Genomic DNA, 5924 nt, shown 5'->3' with positions numbered 1-5924 from the left:
ACAATGGGCTTTCTAACGGTCCTTTAGAAGGAATTAACAACAAAATTAAAGTTATCAAGCGTATTTCTTATGGTTATAGAACCTTTAGTAATTTTAAAGCTAAAATACTTCTTGTTTTTAGCCTGTTTACACCTTCAGAGACTAAGAAGAAACCTAGATATTCTATAGAAGAGCGTCAAGATATTCTCACTAAAAAGAAAGAAATAAGATTAAAACGAAAAAATAGAAAAAAAGCTATACTACTTAATATAGCATAGCTTTCTCCTAATTTTCAAAATCAACCGAATTTGACAAAGAACCGATAAAATCTAGTCAAAAGAGGGGATAAAAAAGAAGACTTGGATAACCAAATCTTCTTTGTATTAATAATTCTTATTTGAATTCTGCTGTGTTAACACGTACTCCAGGACCCATAGTTGTAGTTACAGCTACAGATTTGAAGTAAGTTCCTTTAGCAGCAGCTGGTTTAGCTTTAGCTAAAGCATCTTGAACAGCGTTGAAGTTTTCAACTAAGTCTTCAGTTGAGAATGAAACTTTACCGATTGGAGTGTGAACAACACCAGCTTTTTCAGCACGGTATTCAACTTTACCAGCTTTGATTTCATTAACAGCTTTAGTAACGTCCATAGTTACAGTACCAGTTTTAGGGTTTGGCATTAATCCTTTAGGTCCTAATACACGACCGATTTTACCAACTTCTCCCATCATGTCTGGAGTAGCTACGATTACGTCAAAATCAAACCAACCTTGTTGGATTTTAGTGATGTATTCACCTTGTCCTACGTAGTCAGCTCCTGCTGCTTCAGCTTCTGCTGCTTTATCACCTTTAGCAAAAACTAAAACTTTAGCAGTTTTACCAGTTCCTTTAGGAAGAACTACTGCTCCACGAACTTGTTGGTCGTTTTTACGAGTGTCAACTCCTAAACGGAATGCAACTTCTACAGTTGCGTCAAAATTTACTGTGCTTGTTTTTTTAGCTAATTCGATTGCTTCTACTACAGAGTATAGACTAGAAGAATCTACTAATTTAGCTGCTTCAAGATATTTTTTACCTTTTTTTGCCATTATAATTATCCTCCTATTCTCCTACTAAGATACCCATACTTCTTGCAGTACCTTCAATCATACGCATAGCTGCTTCAACAGAAGCTGCGTTTAAATCTTCCATTTTTAGCTCAGCGATTTCTTGAACTTGTGCTTTTGAAACTGTAGCAACTTTGTCACGGTTAGGAACAGAAGATGCTTTTTCAATTTTAGCAGCTTTTTTAAGTAATACTGGAGCAGGTGGTGTTTTAGTAACGAATGTAAATGAACGGTCTTCATATACTGAGATTACTACTGGAATGATTAATCCTGCTTGGTCTTGTGTACGAGCATTGAATTCTTTACAGAATCCCATGATATTAACACCAGCTTGACCTAACGCTGGACCAACTGGTGGAGCTGGGTTAGCTTTACCTGCTGGTACTTGTAATTTAACAACTTTTATAACTTTTTTAGCCACGATAAAACCTCCTATATATTTTTCGTGATGTGGTCATTTGAACGTCTTTAGATTTTTCGTTCTCCCACTCAATCAAGTTTTGTATTTTTACATACTTGAATATAATATCATACTAGATAAGTATTTGCAAGTGTTTTGTTAATTTTTTTTAAAAAATAACTAAATAATAAAAATAATAGTACTTTCAATTAAGTGGATATTAAAATAATACAACTATGAAGATTAAAATTCAAGATATAATTATGAAGTATTTATTAACAATTATGATGAAATTTAAAATGAAAATACGAATTATTTATATATAGAAGAAAAATTACTTTAAACAATGATTTTCCCTAAGTGAACTATTGACTTTTTACTTTAGGTAGTGTAGAATTGTAATTATGGTATGTGACAAATTACTGATATTTAAATATTAGTAAAGTAGTGATATCATAATTAAAATTTTTCAAAATAGAAAGAGGTTGCAAAATGATTTATGGAATAATCAGTGTTGCAGCTTTACTTGTTGGACTTTTATTTGGATATATCATTTCAAAAAATTCTATTCAAAAAAGATTAGAATTATCTAAACAAGATGCTGATCATATTATTGGAGAAGCGAGAAAAGAGGCTAGATATATAGTAGAAAAAGAAACTACTATAGCAAAGAAAGAAGCCGAAGAGATAATTAACATTGCTAATAAAGAAGCAGAATTTAAAAAACAAGATATTCAAAGACAAGAAGATAGAATCGTTCAAAAAGAATCTTCATTAGAACGTCAAACAGAACTTTTAAATAAAAAAGACGAATTGTTAAGTTCAAGAGAGATGAAATTGGAAGAAAAATCTCAATTACTTGAAGAAAAAAGTACTGAGGTTAATCAACTTAAGCTTCAACAAGAAACAGAGTTGCAAAGAATTGCAAACTTAACAGAAGAACAAGCTCGTGAAGAGATTATGGCCGCAGTTGAAACTGATATGGCTAAAGATATGGCAATATATATAAGAAATAAAGAACTTGAGGCGAAAAGTGTTGCTGATAAACGTGCAAAAGAACTTATTGTTCAGTCATTACAACGCTTTGCTACAGATGTAGTTAGTGAAACTACTGTATCTGTTGTTGATCTTCCTAGTGATGATATGAAAGGTCGTATTATCGGTCGTGAAGGAAGAAATATTCGTACTTTAGAAACATTAACAGGGGTAGATTTAATTATAGATGATACTCCAGAAGCAGTTATCCTTTCAGGATATGATCCAATACGTCGTGAGATTGCTAAAACAGCGATTAAATCACTTATTGATGACGGTCGTATTCACCCTTCTAAAATTGAGGAAGCTGTTGATAAAGCACGTAAAAATATTGATCAAGTCATTAGAGATGCTGGAGAACAAGCTACATTTGACCTTGGAATCCATAATATGCATCCTGACTTAGTAAAAATAGTTGGTAAGTTAAAATATAGAACTAGTTATGGACAAAATGGACTACAACACTCTATGGAAGTAGCGTATATCGCAGGACTTATCGCAGCTGAGTTAGACTTAGATGTTGCGACAGCACGTCGCGCAGGATTACTACACGATATAGGTAAAGCGCTAGATCATGAAATTGAAGGTTCACATGTTGAAATTGGTGTTGCACTGGCTCTTAAATATAAAGAGAATGCGATAGTTGTAAATGCAATTGCATCACACCATGGGGATACTGAACCGACACATCCGATTTCTGTAATTGTTGCCACAGCGGATGCACTTTCTGCATCACGTCCAGGAGCTCGTAGAGAGTCATTAGAAAATTATATTAAACGTCTACAAAAACTTGAAGAAATTGCAAATGAACACAAAGGTGTTGAGAAAACATTTGCTATTCAAGCAGGTCGTGAGATTCGAGTAATCGTAAATCCTGAAGAAGTAGATGACACTAAAACTTACAAAATTGCCAAAGAAGTCAAAAATAAAATCGAAGAAACGATGCAATACCCAGGTAATATTAAAGTTAATGTTATCAGAGAGGTTAGAGCGGTTAAGCTTGCAAGATAATAAATTAAGCGATTGGGAATGTCCAATCGCTTTTTTGTATACAAATATGGTTGTATAATAAATCCGAAATAGCAATAAGTTATAAAGGAGGAAACAAAGAAATGAGAATATATTTCTTAAGATAAATGACAATTATATATTATTGCTATTTCAATGTGAATATTAACTATTATGAATAGAAATAGATGTAACCTAAATTCTTTAAATAATATTCAGTATCATTATCATGATATATAATAAGAAAATTATATAATAACAATTAATATTATATAAAATTTTCTTCAGAATCAAAAGTTAATTAAATTTTTTTATCGATTATTGTCGTTTATTCAATATAAATTAATGAAATTAACTTGTTAGGTGGTAATTTCTATATATAACATATATATGAATAAGTATAAGTTTACCTTTATTTGATAGGTGTTATCGTTTAGGTGGTAAAGAAAATAGTGTTATATTTATCTGAATTGTTACAAAATTAGGTGGATTTTATATTATTATAAAATATACATATATTTTTTTAGAAATTTTTTTAGGTTGATTTATAATGTATTTTAAATTGAGGAAATTTTACTATAGAAATAATAATTAATAATTATATTTACAGTAAATTATAGAAAACAATTAGTTTTCAATAAAACAAATACTCTTCTATAATTTAAATAGTAATTTATTTGATATTATAAAGAAAATACTTGGTAAACAAGTTGTTAATTTCTATACATTTTAATGAAATCTGTATTAAAACAGGGTTGAAAAAATGTCTTTGTTATTGTATAATCTTTAATGTAGATAAAATTAATAGGTATCTATGTAATTATTATAAATTTTTAAGGAGAGTGTTATCATGACAAACACTGTAGAATCTAAAGCATTTTTAGAGCCTCAAGAAGTTTATGAACTAACTATAAAAAAAGGTACTGCTAAAGCAACTGCGGGCCTTAAATATATGTTAAGTTTAGGTTTCTTAGGCGGGGCATTTATCGGAGTAGGATTTTTAGCCTTACTTCGTGTATCAGGATCAATTCCTAAAGAATTCGGTGGAATTGGTGCATTACTTGGAGCGTCTGTTTTCCCTATCGGACTTATTTGTATTTTAGTTGGTGGTGGAGAATTAGTTACAGGTAATATGATGGCTGTAACTGTTGCGTGGTTTAATAAGAAAATTAGCTTTAAACTGTTAGCTAAAAACATGGTTGTTATCACATTTGCTAACCTTGTTGGTTCTCTAGTTATTGCTTATTTCTTAGGACATTTAACTGGTTTAACTGGTGGTGCTATTGCAGCTAAAACTATTTCAGCTGGTGAATCAAAAGTATACTTAACATTCTGGCAAGTATTCTTCTCAGCTGTAGGTTGTAACTGGCTAGTTGGTATGGCAGTATGGTTAAACTTCGCTGCTAAAGATGTAGGTAGTAAAATGTTCGGTGTATGGTTCCCAATTATGACATTCGTTGCTATTGGATTCCAACACTTGGTTGCGAACATGTTCGCAATCCCAGCTGCAATGTTTGAAGGTGCAAATATCTCAGTTTTACAATTTATCCAAAACATGGGAACAGTATTTTTAGGTAACTTTGTAGGAGCTGTTACTTTAGTTTCTGCTTTATACACATTTGCTTATAAAAAATAAGTTTAGAATAGTTATATAAATACAGATTTGCATTAAAAGTATTAGTAAATATATAAGATGGGGATGACCCAAAAGTTTTAAAATTTAACAAAGTTCATATGAGAACACATAGACGCAGTGGTTTATTGATATTTAAATTCATTTTATAGAAGCTTTTTAGATATCTAATAAACCGTGCGGGGGTGACTCGACAAAATCGATTTCTCCGAAATCACGATTTTTGAGTCACTCCCATCTTTTTATCATATTGTTAAGTTTTATCGTAAAGTAGTAAAAAAGATTCCAAATCATTATACTTGGAATCTTTTATTTTATTTTATTCTTCTACTTTAACAACCCATCCGAATTTATCTTCTACTTTACCTAATTGGATACCTGTAAGCAGGTTGTAGATTTTTTGAGTCCATTCTCCTGGTTTATTATCTGTGATTAATTCTAATTTTTTAGTACCATCGAATAATTCTCCAACAGGAGCGATTACTGCTGCAGTACCACATAAGAACACTTCTTCAAGTTTACCATTGTCATATGCTTCATAAACTTCTTCTAAAGAAAGTTTTCTTTCTTCTACTTTTTCACCTAGAGATTTTAGAAGTTCTAATACTGAAGCACGAGTGATACCTGGAAGGATTGAACCATTTAATTCAGGTGTTACGAATGTACCATCGATTTTGAAGAAGATATTCATTGCTCCACCTTCTTCAATATATTTTTGTTCTACTCCATCAAGCCATAGTGATTGAGAGTAACCAAGTTCTTGTG

Annotated in this window: 6 protein-coding genes; 3 read left to right on the top strand and 3 right to left on the bottom strand. The window is 31.3% G+C overall.

Annotation, left to right across the window (positions count from 1 at the left end; all coding sequences use genetic code 11):
* A partial coding sequence (locus RWQ73_RS07465; RefSeq protein ID WP_314407730.1) for a transposase occupies nucleotides 1-257 on the top strand: 257 nt, incomplete at its 5' end.
* Between the two features lie 115 nt (nucleotides 258-372).
* Here the strand turns inward: RWQ73_RS07465 and rplA are convergent.
* The gene (rplA, locus tag RWQ73_RS07460; protein WP_003144761.1) at nucleotides 373-1065 is read right to left on the bottom strand and encodes a 50S ribosomal protein L1; all 693 of its coding nucleotides are present in this window, start codon (nucleotides 1063-1065) and stop codon (nucleotides 373-375) included.
* A 13-nt stretch (nucleotides 1066-1078) separates the two neighbouring features.
* Nucleotides 1079-1504 carry a 50S ribosomal protein L11 gene (rplK, locus tag RWQ73_RS07455; RefSeq protein WP_314407728.1) on the bottom strand — a complete coding sequence of 142 codons (426 nt, stop codon included), beginning with the start codon at nucleotides 1502-1504 and terminating at the stop codon, nucleotides 1079-1081.
* Nucleotides 1505-1975: 471 nt separating this feature from the next.
* Between rplK and rny the strand changes: the two genes are divergently transcribed.
* On the top strand, nucleotides 1976-3529 hold the full coding sequence (rny, locus tag RWQ73_RS07450; protein ID WP_314407726.1) for a ribonuclease Y: 1554 nt from the start codon (nucleotides 1976-1978) through the stop codon (nucleotides 3527-3529).
* 847 nt (nucleotides 3530-4376) lie between these two features.
* The gene (locus RWQ73_RS07445; RefSeq protein WP_294683065.1) at nucleotides 4377-5162 is read left to right on the top strand and encodes a formate/nitrite transporter family protein; all 786 of its coding nucleotides are present in this window, start codon (nucleotides 4377-4379) and stop codon (nucleotides 5160-5162) included.
* Nucleotides 5163-5478: 316 nt separating this feature from the next.
* On the opposite strand, the gene RWQ73_RS07440 is transcribed toward RWQ73_RS07445, so the two are convergent.
* A partial coding sequence (locus RWQ73_RS07440) for an aminotransferase class IV (RefSeq protein WP_314407724.1) occupies nucleotides 5479-5924 on the bottom strand: 446 nt, incomplete at its 5' end.

Origin of the sequence: uncultured Gemella sp. (assembly GCF_963525875.1) — a bacterium.
GTDB lineage: Bacteria > Bacillota > Bacilli > Staphylococcales > Gemellaceae > Gemella.
This window is presented reverse-complemented; position numbering and strand designations above follow the sequence as displayed.